Source organism: Salinicola sp. MH3R3-1, assembly GCF_001937155.1.
GTDB lineage: Bacteria > Pseudomonadota > Gammaproteobacteria > Pseudomonadales > Halomonadaceae > Salinicola > Salinicola halophyticus.
Genome location: NZ_MSDP01000002.1, coordinates 33855 through 49175, shown reverse-complemented (window position 1 = coordinate 49175; position 15321 = coordinate 33855). Strand labels below are relative to the sequence as shown.

11 protein-coding genes are annotated in these 15321 nt (G+C 61.8%); 5 read left to right on the top strand and 6 right to left on the bottom strand.

Features of this window, described 5'->3' with window-relative positions; translation table 11 throughout:
• Positions 1 to 14: 14 nt before the first annotated feature.
• Positions 15 to 320, top strand: a complete 306-nt coding sequence (locus BTW08_RS01750; RefSeq protein WP_139313555.1) for a hypothetical protein — start codon at positions 15 to 17, stop codon at positions 318 to 320.
• A 156-nt stretch (positions 321 to 476) separates the two neighbouring features.
• Positions 477 to 1592 carry a porin gene (locus BTW08_RS01745; protein WP_075560793.1) on the top strand — a complete coding sequence of 372 codons (1116 nt, stop codon included), beginning with the start codon at positions 477 to 479 and terminating at the stop codon, positions 1590 to 1592.
• A gap of 201 nt (positions 1593 to 1793) precedes the next feature.
• Here BTW08_RS01745 and BTW08_RS01740 read toward each other — a convergent pair whose 3' ends face one another.
• Entirely contained in the window at positions 1794 to 4994 is a 3201-nt protein-coding gene (locus BTW08_RS01740; RefSeq protein WP_075560792.1) for a hypothetical protein, read from the bottom strand.
• 310 nt (positions 4995 to 5304) lie between these two features.
• Positions 5305 to 6639 (bottom strand): outer membrane protein transport protein, encoded by a 1335-nt coding sequence (locus tag BTW08_RS01735; RefSeq protein WP_075560791.1) that lies wholly within the window; start codon positions 6637 to 6639, stop codon positions 5305 to 5307.
• A 313-nt stretch (positions 6640 to 6952) separates the two neighbouring features.
• On the opposite strand from BTW08_RS01735, the gene BTW08_RS01730 reads away from it, so the two are divergent.
• The 3 genes from BTW08_RS01730 (at position 6953) to BTW08_RS01720 (ending at position 10492) form a co-directional block, all read left to right on the top strand.
• Complete coding sequence (locus BTW08_RS01730) at positions 6953 to 7396, top strand: MerR family transcriptional regulator (RefSeq protein ID WP_075560790.1); 444 nt, start codon at positions 6953 to 6955, stop codon at positions 7394 to 7396.
• A complete protein-coding gene (locus BTW08_RS01725; protein WP_075560789.1) occupies positions 7393 to 9948 on the top strand; it encodes a heavy metal translocating P-type ATPase in 2556 nt (851 codons plus the stop codon). The genes BTW08_RS01730 and BTW08_RS01725 overlap by 4 nt, the downstream gene beginning before the upstream one ends.
• 109 nt (positions 9949 to 10057) lie before the next feature.
• Complete coding sequence (locus tag BTW08_RS01720) at positions 10058 to 10492, top strand: VOC family protein (protein WP_075560788.1); 435 nt, start codon at positions 10058 to 10060, stop codon at positions 10490 to 10492.
• Positions 10493 to 10529: 37 nt separating this feature from the next.
• On the opposite strand, the gene BTW08_RS01715 is transcribed toward BTW08_RS01720, so the two are convergent.
• The 4 genes from BTW08_RS01715 to thrC all read right to left on the bottom strand — a co-directional run bounded on the left by BTW08_RS01715 (position 10530) and on the right by thrC (position 15258).
• Positions 10530 to 11141, bottom strand: a complete 612-nt coding sequence (locus BTW08_RS01715) for a YitT family protein (protein ID WP_075560787.1) — start codon at positions 11139 to 11141, stop codon at positions 10530 to 10532.
• Positions 11142 to 11376: 235 nt separating this feature from the next.
• The gene (locus tag BTW08_RS01710) at positions 11377 to 13188 is read right to left on the bottom strand and encodes a DHH family phosphoesterase (protein ID WP_075560786.1); all 1812 of its coding nucleotides are present in this window, start codon (positions 13186 to 13188) and stop codon (positions 11377 to 11379) included.
• A 7-nt stretch (positions 13189 to 13195) separates the two neighbouring features.
• Positions 13196 to 13816 (bottom strand): glutathione S-transferase, encoded by a 621-nt coding sequence (locus BTW08_RS01705; RefSeq protein ID WP_075560785.1) that lies wholly within the window; start codon positions 13814 to 13816, stop codon positions 13196 to 13198.
• A 53-nt stretch (positions 13817 to 13869) separates the two neighbouring features.
• Entirely contained in the window at positions 13870 to 15258 is a 1389-nt protein-coding gene (gene thrC, locus BTW08_RS01700) for a threonine synthase (protein ID WP_075560784.1), read from the bottom strand.
• Positions 15259 to 15321 lie beyond the last annotated feature (63 nt).

Genomic DNA, 15321 nt, shown 5'->3' with positions numbered 1-15321 from the left:
AGATGTTCTTGAACATGAAGTCCATAACAACAGGACTCTTCACCACCGCCGCCGTCGTGGCATTGGCAGGTTGTCAGAACTACACCCCGGCGGGTGACGGTGCTGGCAGTTTCGATCGTGGCAAGCTGGAAATGAGCTTACCGCCAGCGGTGGTCGAGCAATTCAACTCGCTCGACAGCAATGGCGACGGCGTCATCGATGTCAGCGAAGCGCGCTCGAATTCGGACCTGATGGGTGCCTTCGGTACCGCTGACGTCGATAGTGATCGGCAGCTGTCGCTCGAAGAGTTCGCCGATAGTCAGGCCACCGATAACAACTAATCGCTCGAGCGATCACGGATCATCAATCAAGTGGCGCTTTTATCAATCGAGTCGACCTTTTTATAAATCCCGTGGACCTTTTTATAAATCCAGTGGACTCCGGTTTATAAAACGAATGACCACTTTCTACAAAAACAGTCAGTAAGAGTCATTACCATGAATAAAACTTTCTTGGCGGGTATCGTCGCCACCGGGACGCTTGTGGCCAGTCAATCCGCACTGGCCTTGACGCTGTACGAAACCACCCAGGACAAAGTGACCTTCAGTGGCCGTATCGCGGCGGGAAGCAGCTTCGTCGATGACGTGCATGACGATCACGATCCGACCAATGCCGGGTCACGTATTCGTCTGATTCATGAACACAACTTCAAGGGCGGCTGGTCATCGATCGCCCGCGCCGAGTGGGGCTTCGATCCCTTCTACGAGAACGGCGAAGATGCACACTACAAGCGACTGCTCTATGCCGGCGTCAGCCATGACGATTACGGCACCATTCTGGTCGGCAAGCAGTACTCACTGTGGTACGACATGGTGGGCGTCTGGACCGACTGGTTCTGGTACAACGGGGCGACAGCGCAGGGTTCGTTCAGCGGCGCTTCCAGCGATGGCGGCTTCGATGGCAACGGCCGGCCCGATAATGCCATCTCCTACAAGAACAGCTGGGGAGACTGGACACTGGGTGTGCTCTATCAGACTTCGAGAGACGACGTTCCCAGCTCCGTGGGCTATAGCGGCAACCTCACCGGCCTGGATCGGAAATACACCGCCCAGGGTGCGGCGGTCTACCAACCGCGCGATGATCTGTCGCTGGGCTTGACCTACACCCATAGCGATATCGATGGCGAACTCCGTGATGGCGACAACACCGACGAAAATGTCGATGCCGCCCTGCTCGGCGCGCGCTGGACGCCCGGGAACTGGTATTTCGCGCTGACCGCCGGGGAATATCACAACCTGGTTCGTGACGGCGACTTCAGCGGAGTCGAAAACGGCGACGGGATCGTCGACGAGGCGCGGGGTTACGAGGGTGTCGCGCTCTACAACGTCAAGGGTCAGGTTCCCGGCACGGTGCAGCTCTATACCGGTCTCAACCGGCTGGAAGATCGCGACTCCGATGCCCGCAACGCGTTCTATCTCGCCGGCGCGGCGTGGATGCTGTTCGACGACAATCTGATCCTCGCGCTCGAACAGAAGTTCGACGACTCGAAAAACGTCGACGACAGTGACTACAGCAACGACGAGACCGACCTGCTGGTACGCTACAACTTCTGATCCCACGTACATGGAACACTCCGGCAGGAGTGCTCCATGGACACACTCTGCCGAAAAGAGGCCCGAAGGCATCTCGTAACATGGTTTCTTCGATCGATTGCCGTTGCCCTGCGCAGCGGCTTTTTTTATCCGCCTCGCCAATGGCTCATGGAGGCACGGCGGAGCTTCCACCTTCGATCGTTGTCAGGACATCCATTAGGCTCAGGCGATATCAAGAAACTTCTTGAGGTCGTCGAGATCGTTGTAATCGTCGGTACTTCCGAACAGCTCGTCGACCTGCGCCGCGAGACGCTTGTTCAGCACGCCATCATCGTGGGTGATGTCGTAAAGCTCCTTGAGGTAGCCGGTGAACTTGTCGAACTCGCCGTCGATCTTGCTGTTGGCGTTCGGCGTAAGCACGTACCAGGTTCCCGACTTCTTGAAGTAGACTTCGCCATTGTCGAACACCCGGATGGAGGCCACATCGACCTTGTCCATATCCTCCTTGAAATCTCCGAAATTACCCGGGCTCCCCTTGTCGCCGAAGATATTGACGACATCAGGCTTTTCGTCCCAGGCGGCGGGGTCTTCCGCCTCGATGTAATTGCCGATGGCATCGACATCGTTGTAGCGATCGGTCTGGGCGAACACGCTATCCATCTCGTCGATACGCTGCTGACTTCTCTCCCCGTCTGGATGCGCGAGATCGTAGAGCCCCTTGAGGTAGTCGATGATCTCGGTGCGAGTCTCCTTGTCCGAGTGACTGTCGCCGGCCTCGGGGTCGATAATCTGCCTGACGCCATCTTTCACGAACACGACGCGGCCATCGTCAACGAGCTCGATGGAACCAATATCGACCCGGTCGATATCCTCTCTGAAGTCGCTGAAGGTGCCCGCGCCGCCACTATCGCCATATCGGGGCAGACCGGATTCGTCCGCAGGATCCAGTATTTCCGTGTCCGTATCGCCCCAGGGACGCCAGTCATCGGTTTTGTAGTAGCTGTCCTTGCCGTTCTGTCGCGTGGTGCCGCCATCCAGATGTTTTTCCCAGAGATTTTTCTCGTCCGGGTCGCCGTCCTTGTGTAGATGAGGCGCCAGGCGCGGCAACGAGCTGCCCTTCTCGCCCTCGGTGTTCTGGAAGTGTTCCCATTCGTCGGCCTGATACTCGAAGATCGACTGATCGTCGGGCGAGTCGCGCCCGCCATACATGTAGGACTCGTAGCGGGCGAACTCGAGCTTGTCGCCCCAGTCCTCCTCGGTCACGCCGTACTCGGAGAGATCCTTGAAGAACTGCCCCTGGGAGTCGGTCAGCTTCTGTAGCTTCTTGTGGTTGATCGCCTCGGCGATCAGCGTCCCGGCGATACCGAAAATAGTGCCGACGACACCCAGTACCGGTCCAGCCACCCGCGCCCCCATGAACACACCGCTCATCACGCGGGTACCGATTCCGCCGATATTGGCGGCCAGATTGCTCCCGCTGGGGGCGAACATCGACACCGTATTGGCGATCGCCATGCCGGTGCCGGAAGCACCGAGCCCGATCTGAAGGCCGGCCCCTGCTCTTTCCAGCGCGGTGTCGGCATCCTTGAGCTTCTTGACGCCGCTGACGAGGTCCATGACGCCACCGGTGATATCCAGTCCGGCGCCCCCCATGAAGCGAAGGAACGAACGCCCGGCATTCTTGGCGATATCCCCGCCCGAGGTGCGAGACCCCGTGTCGATCATCTGATTGCCCAGGTTTTCCGCCAGCTTCTCGAAATTCTTGCGCCCGTTCTCGTCGAGATCATCCAGCGGGATCCCCTGATTGCCCAGATTCTCGGAGGCCTTGTTGACTCGGGTACTGATCGCCTCGGAGAACAGGTCAGCCTTGGCGTCGGCACCCGATCTCCAGATATCCGGGAAATTGTCGCCCAGAAGGCCCAGCCACGAGGTCGCCTGCGCTCGGGGGACTCCCCCCTCGACGCCGGGCACATCGACCTTGCCCGACAGTTGCTCGATGAGGTTCGAGCCGAATCGAGCGAAATCGTTGCCGAAACTCAGCGCACCGACCAGATCCCTGACCGCGGCGACGCGCTCGTCCGTGGACATGTCGTCCCAGCCGCCGTTGGAAATCTGCATGCCGCCACTGATCAGGCTCATCGTGCCACTCATCGCGCCCAACGTGCCGGTGGAGCTTGCCGAATCGAGCAGCTTCTTGAAGGTCCCTCTTTCCGCCTCGGGCAGCGATTTCAGGTTGTCATTGATGACCGACTGGAACAGTTTGTTCTTCTCGTTCTGGTTGATCCCAGGACGATTGGTGACTTCGGTCGCCAACTGCAGCGCCTTGGCCAGCTGTTTATGACCTTCCGGTGACAGATTGGGTAGTGACTGCTTGAAGGACTCCAGATCCTTGTTCAGCGTCTGATAGGCGTTATAGGACTTGTCGGACTTGTCGAGACTCTGAAGCGTGCTGTTAACGCCGGCCTGCACGATATCGATCGTATCCCGCAGACCAATGCTGGCGTTTTCGGCATCTACCGAGTCGGGGTTCTCCATGTAGGAGTCCAACTGGTGCGTCATCATGTTTTGATCGAAAGTCTGCTTCCGATCCTTATAGCTATCCGGCTCCAGCGCCTGTAGCGCTTCGAAGTAGTTGTCGACCTCATCCTGGAGCTTATCTGTCAGTTCTTCATCGTCCGTTGCCTCCGCCTTCTCCTTCATGGCGATGACGTAGTCTTCGAAGCCCGGATTGGGGTCCTTGCTGTCGGGCTCGAATAGCGCCTTGTCCACCCTGTCGGCGATATCCGTCCTGGTATCCTCGGGGATGCTCTCGATCGCGCCTTGCAGGGCATCGTCGTAACGCTTGCTGATACCTTCCTTCTGCATCAGGCCGGAAATCTGTTTGGCCAACTCGTCTTCGTCGATGATCGCCTTGGCGTCATCGCCCGTAAGGTGCGTCGGGTCCGTCTGGGTTTGGCGGTAGGTCGAGCCGCCAGACTCCATCAGCTCGACGTAGCCGTAGAGATCGTAGCCGTTTTCGGTGGCGCCCTGAGCGTCGATCAGATCGACCAGTTTCGCTTCATCCGAATCCTCGGCGAGTTTTCCACTCTTCACGTCGTCGCGGATACCGTTGATGAAATCCTCGGCGGCTTTCTCGCCCACGGTCTTGTCGTCACCGACCTTGACCTCCAGCAGCCCGTCGTCGGAGAAATCGGGAATGTCGTACTTCTTGCGAATCTCGTCGACACTCAGATCCGAATCTCCCGAGACCTCTTCTGCGTCATCCTTGCCACCGGTTCCCTTGGCTTTGCCGCTCTCCTTGCCTTCCGACTTTCCTGCCGCGACGGCTTTCACCAGGGTGGCAAGCCACTCGGTGGCGCCAGCATTGGAACCCGTCTTTTCCAGCGACTTAACACCCTGGTCTGAGTTCACGGACGATGCCATCGATAGCCTCCTGAGCCATGGGATGGAAGAATCGGAAAGACAAGAGCCAAGATTGACCCGAAGTCAATTGAGTATCTCACCTTCTTATTCTTCAGGGAGGGCGGTCGAGTGGCTTATTACTTTATTGTGTAGTGATTTTGAAACAGCTATCGATATTTATGCATCTTTGTCGCAGCTCGCGACTTCTAGATTTCTATCAATCGACCACCAGTGCACCAAGCGCTATTCATGACTCGACCCTGACATAGCGCAGTAACGCCAAAACCCCGGCCTGGGCCGGGGTCGTATGATTGCCGAGACTGACGTGACATCAGAAGCGATAGGTCGCCTGTAGACCGAACAGATTAAGGGTATTGTCGTACTCGGCGCGGTAGGAAGTGCCGTTGGGGTCCTGCAGATCGACATCCGCCCGATCTTCCCAGATATAGCTGTAGGCCGCATCGATGGTCAGGTCGTCGATCGGCGTCCAGCCGGCACCGATGGAAACCAGCGTCCGATCTGCCGAGGGCACGCGCGGACTACGATGCTCGTCGTTGATCGGCGATTCGTCGTAGCCAATGCCTGTACGCAGGAGCCACTGCGGATTGACGCGGTAGGAAAGACCCGCGCGATACTGCCACACATCGTCGTAATCCTGCTCTTCCACGATGTCGCCTGTTGGCGCGCCGGGCCCGACATTCACCTTGATTTCGTCGAAACGACTCCAGCGGATGTAGCTCGCGCCGGCCATCAGCGTCCAGCGATCGTCGAGCTCGTGTGTCAGGGAAAGATCGATCGTTTCCGGCAGCGTGATCGCCAGACCCGCATCGGCACTGGTATTGATGGGCCCGGCCAGCGGATTGGCGCTATTGAAGATATTGTCGTAATCGACGTCACCGTCGAGATCGAAATCGACCTTCGAGTGATAGGTCAGACCGAGCGTCGTCGACTCGACTGGCTTGTAGATCATGCCAATATTGTATCCCCAGGCGTCGTCGTCACCCTCGACGTTGACGGTGCCGTCACCAGTGCCGCCCAGAGCGGCCGGCAGCGGATTGGGCGTCTTGCTCTCGAGTTCGCCGTTGATATGGTTCCAGGTCACGCCGACACCGATCGCGAATTGATCGTTGAAACGGTAGGAGAGCGTTGGCTGAACGGTGACGACTTCGACTTCACTATAGTTGCCGAAATAGCGGCCCTGAAAATCGTTGTCGTAATCGGTGACCAGACCGAACGGCACATAGGCGCCGAGGCCGAAGGTCCAGCGGTCATTGATCGGCTGTACGTAGTAACCGAACGGGATCGCCTTGTGCGGGATCATGTCGCCGTCGTTACTTCCGCTGGAAGGCACGGCGCCGATCACCGGCCCGCCCGGACCGACACCGGTTACCGCCGGCTGAGTGCCGCTGGCCTCGTCGATGTCGGCGCTGGCATCGATGAGGTTGGCACCAGCCGTAATCTGGGCACGATCGAGGAAGGACATCCCCGCCGGGTTACCGTAGACGATCGAAGCATCCTGTACGTTGGAAGCTCGCCCGGCCCAGGACGTGCCCTGACCGCTGACGCTCTGCTCCTGCAACTGGAACGACCCGGCGAAAACCTGTCCCGATGTCGCAATGCTCGCTAAGGCGATGGCCAATGTCAGACGGTGATAACGAATAATCATGATTGGTTCCCCTGGACCCAGGAAGCCGCCGCGGCGTCAGTTCGGCCTGATAATGCGGTCGGTCATTCCCTTATTCTCTGAGTCGTTTCCGGGATGGAAAGACCCGACTTTTTCGATATCCGTTTTGACGGAATGCCGGTTTAGCGTCAATGCGCAAACGGTCGTTTTAATCGCTTTTTAGAGATTTCTTTAGTCGTAAGACCAAACGCTATATCCCTGACAGGCCAAGCGAAACCGGTGACGGCGACGCTTGACCTTTGGGCAACACCTGGGTTTTAGACTGACGTTATCAGTGGATCAGCGAGGACATCAGATGAAGGTAACCGAACTGGCCAGGGCCGCCGGGGTCACCGCCGAGACGGTGCGTCACTACACCCGCCTAGCGCTGCTGAAGCCTCAGCGCGATCCGGACAACGGCTATCAGCTGTTCGATCAGCGGGACCTAGAGCGGCTGTGTTTCATTCAGCGCGCCAGAACGCTGGGCTTCAGTCTCAAGGAGATCGCCGACATTCTCGCGCAGGCCGATCAGGGCGACTCTCCCTGCCCGTTGGTGCGCGACCTGCTGGCCGCGCGTCTGCCGCAGATCCATGCCAGGATTCGCGAACTTCAGGCTCTGGCGGAGCGCATGGAGCGTGCCATGAACGACTGGTCGCGGCTGCCGGATGGCACCCCCGACGGCCATAGCATCTGCCGGCTGATCGAGCAGGCGCCGGAAAGTGGTGACGACTGCCGCGCCCCGGCAAGGAAGAGTTCATGAACCGCTACCAGTATCGCGTCGACGCCATGCACTGCCAGGGCTGCGTTAAACGCATGCGCGCGGCCATTCGAGCCGAGGATGCCCAGGCCGAAGTCAGCGGCGAACCGGATCAGCATCGCCTTCACGTCATCAGCACGCTGTCACAGGATCGGCTCGCCCAGGTTCTGGCCGAAGCCGGTTATCCCCCGGTCGAGAGGGCGCGCGAGGAAGACACCGGGACGGCAGACACGGCTCCGGTCGAGGCCGGAGTTGAGCCTGACGCCGAATCGGACGCGACGGGATCGGCTAGAGAGGTCGGTCAGCTGCAACGCCTGTCGATCAGCGGCATGACCTGTGCCGGCTGCGTCAACGCAGTACAAAAAGCGCTGTCGAACACGCCTGGCGTGCAGCATGCCCAGGTCAACTTCGCCAGCGAGACGGCCCAGGTCAGCGGCCAGGCAGGCACCGCCGATCTGATTGCCGCGGTCGAAAGCGCCGGCTACGGCGCCTCGCCAATCGAGGATCTGCGCGAGGCCTCCGCCAAGCGCCAGCAGAACGCTTCCCGCCTGGCCCGTCGCCACGCCATCGAATCCGCCATCAGCCTGGCGCTGGGCGTGCCGATGATGTTGGCGATGTTCGTGCATACCCCGCAGCTCGCCGGCGGGGAACGCTGGATCTGGCTGCTGCTGGGACTGGCCACGCTGGGCGTACTGGCGACGGCTGGCCGTCGTTTTTTCGGCGGCGCCTGGAAAGCGTTCCGCCACCATCAGGCCAACATGGACACGCTGATCGCCCTGGGTAGCGCCTCGGCGTGGCTCTACTCGATGGCCGTACTGCTCTTCCCGACCGCGATTCCCGAAGGCTCTCGCCATCTCTATTTCGAAGCCTCGCTGATGATCGTCGGTCTGATCGGCATCGGCCAGACGCTGGAGCTGCGGGCCCGAGGCCGTACCAGTCAGGCGCTCTCCCGGTTGCTCGATCTGCAGAGCAAGACGGCCCGGGTAATCCGTGGTGGACAAGAGCGCGACATCGAGATCGATCAGGTACAGGTGAACGATCGCATCCGCGTACGTCCCGGCGAGCGTCTGCCGGTCGACGGCGAAGTCGAAGACGGCGAAAGCTACGTGGACGAGTCGATGCTCACCGGCGAACCGGCGCCGATACGCAAGGCGGCCGGAAATCGGGTCAGCGCGGGTACCGTCAACGGCAAGGGAAGCCTCGTCTATCGAACGAGCCATGTCGGCGACGACACCCGGTTGGGGCGTATCGTCGATCAGGTCTCCCGCGCCCAGGAGTCGCGGCCGCCGATCGGCGCGCTGGCAGACCGGGTGTCGGCGATCTTCGTGCCCAGCGTGATGATCGCCGCTGTCGTCACCGCGCTGATCTGGTGGAACTTCGGCCCGGCGCCGCAACTCGTGCACATGCTGGTAGCGGCGACCACCGTGCTGATCGTCGCCTGCCCCTGCGCCCTGGGCCTGGCGACACCGATCTCGACCATGATCGGCATCGGCAAGGCCGCCGAGTACGGCATTCTGATTCGCGACGGCGAAGCGCTGCAGACCGCCAGCCAGTTGACTACCCTGGTGGTCGACAAGACCGGCACCCTGACCGAGGGCAAGCCGCGCGTTACCGACAGCCGCTACTGGCAGCAGGAAGCGCGTATCGGCGCGGTAGTAGCCGCCATGGAGCGCGGTTCGGAGCACCCGCTGGCCGATGCATTGATGGCGCACGTCGGCAATCCCCCGGATGATGTGACGATCCGTAATTTCCGAAGCCTGACCGGGCGAGGCGTCAGCGCCGCGCTGGATGACGGCAGCCAGGTGTTGCTGGGTAACGCTACGCTGATGAACGAGCACGACATCGACACCGCCCCCGCAGCAGCCGATGCCGATAAGTGGCAGGCGCAGGCCACCAGCGTGATCTATCTCGCCATCGGCGGCGAGCTGGCGGCCCTCTTCGGTGTTCGCGATGCGCTGCGCCCGGACAGCCGCGCGGCGATATCGCGCTTGCAGGCCGAAGGGCTAAAGGTGGTAATGCTGAGCGGCGACAATCGTGCCGCCGCCGAAGCCATCGCACGGGAAGCGGGCATCGACGAAGTCCGCGCCGAACTGAAGCCGGGCGACAAGCAACAGGCCATCATCGAGCTGCAAAACCGCGGCGAGCGGGTCGGGATGGCCGGCGACGGCATCAACGACGCCCCGGCGCTGGCTCAGGCCGACGTCGGCTTCGCCATCGGTCAGGGCACCGATATCGCCATCGAGAGTGCCGGCATGACGCTGATGCGCAACTCGCTGCACGGCGTCGGTGACGCCATCGCCATCAGTCGCGCCACACTAACCAACATCAAGCAGAATCTGTGGGGGGCCTTCGGCTACAACGCGTTGGGCATCCCGATTGCCGCCGGGATACTCTACCCGTTCACCGGCATGCTGCTGTCGCCGATGATCGCGGCGCTGGCGATGTCGCTCTCCTCGGTCACGGTGGTCAGCAATGCCAACCGGCTGCGCCTGTTTCGACCGGACAGCGGCCGCCACTCGAAATCCGAGATCCCAGCAGAGGAAGCACCGGCATGACACTCCTGCTCAACACCTTGGGCCTCGCCGTGATCGTGTTCATCGTTTGGTGGTTCTGGCTGCGCGGCTGATCGAACGGACGAGAGCGTCAAACCCCCAAGGAGCAACGATGGCATCATCAAACCAGGCGCCCCCGCTGGGCGGCGTCATTGAAAGCGTTCTGTATACCCGGGACATGTCCCGAACCCGCGAATTCTTCGCTCGCGTGCTGGGTCTGACCGCGCACCTCGAAGACGAGCGTTTCACCGCCTACCCCACCGGCAACACCATGCTGCTGGTATTTCAGCGGGGTCAGACCGACGAGACGGTATTCCTGCCGGATGACATGGGTACGATTCCACCCCATGACGGCGAGGGCCGTCAGCACCTGGCGCTGGCGATTCCCGCCGATAGCCTCGAAGCCTGGGAGACGCATCTCGCCGATCAAAGCGTCGAGATCGAAGGTCGAACCCGCTGGCCGAAAGGCAGCGTGAGCCTCTACTTCCGCGATCCGGACGGCCACTTGCTCGAACTGGTCTCGCCGGGTCTGTGGCCCAATTATTGAGCGGGGCGGCCCTGACGGGGCCAATCCGGCACCCTCTTCAACTCTGGCTGACCCCCGCGTAGAGCCCCGGGCGGTGATTGATGGTGAGAATCGCCCCCAGCACCACGGTGCCGATGATCGAATAGACCACGTTGGTTGCCGGCAGCACGAAAAATGCTGCCAGCATGATCAAGCCGTCCAGCCCCATCTGGACCTTGCCGGCCGGCCATCCGAAACGGTCCTGCAGATAGACGGCCAGAATGTTGAAACCGCCGAGGCTGCCGCGGTGGCGGAACAGGAACAGCACGCCCAGCCCGATCAGACTGCCCCCGGCCAGCGCCGCAAACAATGGATCGACTTCGCCGATCTCCAGCCAGCTCGGCAGCATCCAGGAAATCCACGACAGCAGCGCCACTGCACCGAAGGTCTTGAGCGTGAACTGGTGCCCGACGCGTCGCCAGGCGAGCCAGTAGAACGGCAGGTTGATGACGAAAAAGACTAGCCCGAAACTCCAGCCGGTGACATAGGTTACCAACAGCGCGATGCCGGCCGTGCTGCCGATCAGGATCTCGGCGTGATGGTAGAGCGCCAGGCCCAGGGCGGCACAGGACGCCCCCAGTAAAATGGCCAGCACATCCTCATAGGAACGGTGGCGGTGCGTCGTTTCCATCGGGCAATCCTTGTTGTCTTGTCACTGCCGGATAGGCAGCCGAATTCAGAGACGGCGCTTGTGGCGCCTGAACGAACGCCGCCTCGGAACTCCAGTGAGGCCGAGGGCGGCGTTCGTCGAAATTATATCGTCAACGCGACTCAGAAGAGAGCGTCGGCATCACGGGAAAGCACCGAGGTCGTCGCGGCAGGAATGCAGGGCAGGAACTGGGATTAAAAGCGAGCGGATCGAGAGTTTAGGAAGTCAGGCGCTCGGCGTGCTCGACCATAAGCTGCAGCGATTCGCGACCCTTCCAGCGATTGCGGGAAAGCTTGAAGGCGCAGCGCACCCGATCGCCCAGCGAAATTGGCGCGGCTTCGCCCGGGTTGAGCGCTCGGAACCAGATCGCTCGATTCACCACCGCTCCGCAGGAGAGTTCGAGCATCAGATGATTGCCCTCGGCACCGACCGGCCGCAGCTGCTCGATCAGGAATTCGGCCTCGAACAGCGGCGCCTCGAATTCGCGCCCGTAGGGCGCCAGCGTTTCGAGTTCATCCAGCGTTGTCAGCGTCAGCTGTGAAGCCGCCAATTCGCCATCGGTCCAAACCACCGGGAACAGCTCGCGCTCGCCAAGCTGCTCTTTGACGGCTTGCAGAAAGGCGCGGCGGAAGGCTTCCAGCTCGGCAACGGGAACGCCCACGCCGGCGGCCCCCCGGTGGCCGCCGAAACGCGGCAGACTCGATGGCGCGAGGTCATGAACCCGCTGCAGCGCGTCACGCAAGTGCAGCGCCTCGATCGAGCGGCCGGAGCCGGTCAGCATGTCCGGGGCGGTGGCCGGCGTCAGCACCAGCGCGGGGCGACCGTAGGACTGCACCAGCCGAGAGGCAACGATCCCCTGCACGCCGGCGTGCCCTTCCGGCAGATGGATCACCAGTGCCGGCAGGTCATCCGCCAGCTGCGGCTGGGCCAGTACGCGGGCGCTCTCGACCATGTCGGCCTCGAGCGCCTTGCGGGCCTGGTTGTCGTCGTCGAGTACCTGAAGATGCCGACGCGCGACGCCGTCCTCCACCGCCATCATGTAGTGCAGCGCGGCGTAGGGATCATCCAGTCGCGAACGGGCGTTGATGCGCGGGCCCATCTGAAAGGCCAGCGTCTCGGCGTTGAACGGCACGCTATCGGCGCCCAGACGCTCCGCCATGACCCGCCAGCAGGCCGACTCCATGCGGTTGATCAGGCGTAACCCATAGGTCACCACGGCGCGGTTGGCGGCACTCGCCCCCAGCGACACGCAGTCGGCCACCGTGCCCAGCGCCACGTAGGAGAGCCACGGCGAGAGTTTGGGCGTCGACGGCGACAGCACGCCCTGCTCGACCAGCACCGCACGAGTCAGCGACATCACGAGCCACGCCACCATGCAGCCGGCGATGGTCTTGTCGGGATAGCCGCAGTCCGAGCGGGTGGGATTGATGGTGGCATAGGCGGAAGCCGGCGGGCCTTCGATCGGCAGCGCGTGGTGATCGGTGACGACCACGTCGATCCCCGCTTCACGCAGGCGGGCGATACGCGGCTCGTCGGAAGAGCCGCAATCGGCGGTGATCACCAGACTCGGCTGCGGCTTCAGCGCCAGGGTGCGCTCGACCAGCGGCAGGCTGATGCCGTAACCGTCGTTGATACGATGGCCGATCAGGCTGTGCAGTTTCGCGGATGGCACGCCGAACAGCTCGGTCATTGAACGCAGCATCACCACGTGCGAGGTGATCCCGTCGACATCGTAGTCGGTGAGAATGCCGATGTGCTCGCCCTCGCTCACCGCCCGCGCGATGCGTTCGGCACCCCGACGAGCGTCGCAGAGCTGCTCGGGGTGGTTGAGGTAGCGCAGCGCCGGTGCGGTCAGCGCCTCGAGCGGGCCATCGTGGCCGTGAAGGCGGCCGGCGAGAATCCGCGCCTGAAGCTCGCTCAGCCCGCCGTCCAGCCCGCGCCGATAGACGTCTTCGTCGCGGGGGCGCGGCTGAATGCGACGGCGGGAATGGTCGCGAATCACATCGGGAGAAGTTGAAAAAACAGGCATCTAGAACTCAGGTGAGTGCGATCATGACGTGCTCGCGATAGGCCGGGCGCGACTGCAGGCGCGTGTACCACGCTGCCAGATGCGGCAGGTCAGGACGCGCGATATCCATCTTGAACCACGCGTAGACGAAGCAGCCCAGCGGGATATCCCCCATCCCCCACTCCGGCCCCGATAAAAAAGGCTGTCCAGACAATGTCCGGTCTGCCATGCCGAGTAGCGCGCCGCAGGCGGCAAGCCCTTTTTCGACAGCCTTGCCGTCCCGCTGCTCGACCGGCAGGCGCACCGTATTCCAGAACACATCCCTGAAGGGCGATGCCAGTGACGATGTCGTCCAGTCCATCCACTTGTCGGCTTCGGCACGTGCGGCGGGGTCCCCGGCATGCAGAGAGTCGCGACCATATTTGGCGCATAAATAGCGCACGATCGCGTTGGATTCCCAAAGCACGAAGTCGTCGTCCTGGATACAAGGGATCAGACCGTTAGGGTTCATGGCCCGATAGGCAGGTTCGTTGATCACGCCATAGGCGCCGCCCGCATCGATTCGTTCGAAGGGCAGCTCCAGCTCAGCGGCACACCACAACACCTTCTTGACGTTGGTGGAGTTCGCCCGTCCCCAGATCTTCAACATGACTCGTTCTCTCCCTGCCGTCCCATACGACGTGTCGCACCGTGCGCTTCGGCTCAGCGCCGGTTGTCGGCGACGAACGCCTGCACGGCTTTCAGCTCGGCAGGCAGTACACTGTAGCGCTCTTCGCGCTCGAGCAGGTCGGCCATGTGCGCTGGCAGCGGCACGCCGGAGAAGCCCGCCTTGACCACGGCTTCGGCAAACTTGGCCGGATGCGCCGTGGCCAGGGTGATCATCGGCGTGGTGGCGTCGGCTCGCGCGCGCTGTGCAGCCAGGTAGCCGGTGGAGGTATGCGGATCGAGCAGTTCCTTGGTGCGATGACGCGCATCGCGAATGGCTTCGAGAATGGTGTCGTCGTCGACACTGAAGCTCGAGAACTTTTCGCGCAGCTTAGCCAGCGGCGCTTCGGCCAGCACCGCTGGTTCGCTCTGGAAGCGTTCCAGCAGCTCCCGCACGGCGTCGCCATCGCGATCGTAGGCGTCGAACAGCAGCCGCTCGAAGTTCGACGACACCACGATATCCATCGACGGCGCCAGCGTCGCTGCCAGCTCGCGCTTGGAGAAGTCGTTGTCGGCCAGCGTGCGGTGCAGGATGTCGTTGGCATTGGTAGCAATGATGAACTGCTTGACCGGCAGTCCCATCTGGTACGCCATGTAGCCGGCGAAGAGATTACCGAAGTTGGCCGACGGCACGCAGAAGCTGACTTCGCGGTGCGGCGCGCCCAGCGCCACTCCAGCGGCGACGTAGTAGACGATCTGGGCCATGATGCGCGCCCAGTTGATCGAATTGACCGCCACCAGCCGCTCCCCGTTCAGGAAGCCCTGATTGGCGAAGCTCGCCTTGACCATCGCCTGGGCGTCATCGAAGTTGCCCTCGATGGCGATATTGAAGACGTTGTCCGCCAGCACCGTAGTCATCTGGCGCCGCTGCACTTCGGAAACCCGGTTATGCGGATGCAAGATGAAGATGTCGAGATGATCGCAGTGGCGACAGCCCTCGATCGCCGCCGACCCGGTATCGCCGGAGGTGGCACCCATGATCACCGCACGCTCGCCGCGCTTGGCCAGAAAATGATCGAGGATCCGACCCAGCAGCTGCAGCGCGACGTCCTTGAACGCCAGCGTCGGGCCGTGGAACAGCTCGAGCAGGAAGTGGTTGGCGTCGAGCTGATTGAGCGGCACGATGGCATCGTGACTGAAGGTGGCGTAGGCGTCGCGGACCAGCCCGCGGAACGTCTCGTCGTCGATCTCGCCGCCGACGAACGGCTTCATCACTCGAAAGGCGATCTCGGCGTAGGAGAGCCCGGCCATCGAGGCCAGCTCTTCATGCGACAGCTGCGGCACCGTCTCGGGGACGTAGAGCCCGCCGTCGGTGGCCATGCCGGTCAACACCACTTCCTCGAAATTCAGCGCCGGCGCCTGGCCGCGCGTACTGATATAACGCATATTTCACTCCGTGAGTGACGAGCTTCGAGCTGCGGGCTTCGAGCACAACCCGCTCGCGGCTTA

Excerpts from the sequence above, each read along its gene's own strand:
- BTW08_RS01715 (WP_075560787.1), bottom strand. The coding sequence starts at position 11,141 with ATGGAAACGACGCACCGCCACCGTTCCTATGAGGATGTGCTGGCCATT.
- BTW08_RS01710 (WP_075560786.1), bottom strand. The coding sequence starts at position 13,188 with ATGCCTGTTTTTTCAACTTCTCCCGATGTGATTCGCGACCATTCCCGC.
- BTW08_RS01730 (WP_075560790.1), top strand. The coding sequence starts at position 6,953 with ATGAAGGTAACCGAACTGGCCAGGGCCGCCGGGGTCACCGCCGAGACG.
- BTW08_RS01735 (WP_075560791.1), bottom strand. The coding sequence starts at position 6,639 with ATGATTATTCGTTATCACCGTCTGACATTGGCCATCGCCTTAGCGAGC.
- BTW08_RS01745 (WP_075560793.1), top strand. The coding sequence starts at position 477 with ATGAATAAAACTTTCTTGGCGGGTATCGTCGCCACCGGGACGCTTGTG.
- BTW08_RS01725 (WP_075560789.1), top strand. The coding sequence starts at position 7,393 with ATGAACCGCTACCAGTATCGCGTCGACGCCATGCACTGCCAGGGCTGC.
- thrC (WP_075560784.1), bottom strand. The coding sequence starts at position 15,258 with ATGCGTTATATCAGTACGCGCGGCCAGGCGCCGGCGCTGAATTTCGAG.
- BTW08_RS01740 (WP_075560792.1), bottom strand. The coding sequence starts at position 4,994 with ATGGCATCGTCCGTGAACTCAGACCAGGGTGTTAAGTCGCTGGAAAAG.
- BTW08_RS01720 (WP_075560788.1), top strand. The coding sequence starts at position 10,058 with ATGGCATCATCAAACCAGGCGCCCCCGCTGGGCGGCGTCATTGAAAGC.
- BTW08_RS01750 (WP_139313555.1), top strand. The coding sequence starts at position 15 with ATGAAGTCCATAACAACAGGACTCTTCACCACCGCCGCCGTCGTGGCA.
- BTW08_RS01705 (WP_075560785.1), bottom strand. The coding sequence starts at position 13,816 with ATGTTGAAGATCTGGGGACGGGCGAACTCCACCAACGTCAAGAAGGTG.